The organism is Kineococcus siccus (genome assembly GCF_009906795.1).
Classification (GTDB): Bacteria; Actinomycetota; Actinomycetes; order Actinomycetales; family Kineococcaceae; genus Kineococcus; species Kineococcus siccus.
Genome location: NZ_JAAALN010000448.1, coordinates 1 through 594 on the forward strand (window position 1 = coordinate 1; position 594 = coordinate 594).

The following is a 594-nucleotide window of genomic DNA, read 5'->3' on the forward strand; positions in this document are numbered from 1 at the left end:
CGCCCACCCGTCCCCCCGCCCGCACCGGGGTGGTGTCGGTGGCCGCCACTACCCTGACGGGCGTGACTCCCGCTGCCGGCACCCGCTCCCGGGCCGCCACGAAGACCGCCGCCCCCGCCCGGAGGTCCGCGGCCGCCCGCGCGGCCGAGGCCCGCCCGCGGCTGCTGCTCGTGGACGGGCACTCGCTGGCCTACCGCGCCTTCTTCGCCCTGCCGGTGGAGAACTTCTCGACCACCACGGGGCAGCCGACCAACGCGGTGTACGGCTTCACCTCGATGCTCATCAACGTCCTGCGGGACGAGGAGCCCACGCACCTCGCGGTCGCCTTCGACATCTCCCGGCAGACGTTCCGGACGGAGGCGTACGCGGACTACAAGGCCAACCGGGCCAAGAGCCCCGACGAGTTCCGCGGGCAGGTCGAGCTGATCAAGGAGGTCCTCGACGCGCTGAAGGTCCCCGTCGTGGTCAAGGAGGGCTTCGAGGCCGACGACGTCATCGCCACCCTGACGACGCAGGCCGTGCGCGCGGGCTACGACGTCCTCGTGTCCACGGGCGACCGCGACGCCCTGCAGCTCGTGGGCGAGTCGGTGACCG

General features: G+C 73.2%; 1 protein-coding gene. It reads left to right on the forward strand.

All coding sequences use genetic code 11. The features are described from left to right. Positions 1–161: 161 nt before the first annotated feature. Positions 162–594 (forward strand): 5'-3' exonuclease (locus GTR02_RS22070; protein WP_420814763.1); only part of this gene is annotated, 433 nt, incomplete at its 3' end.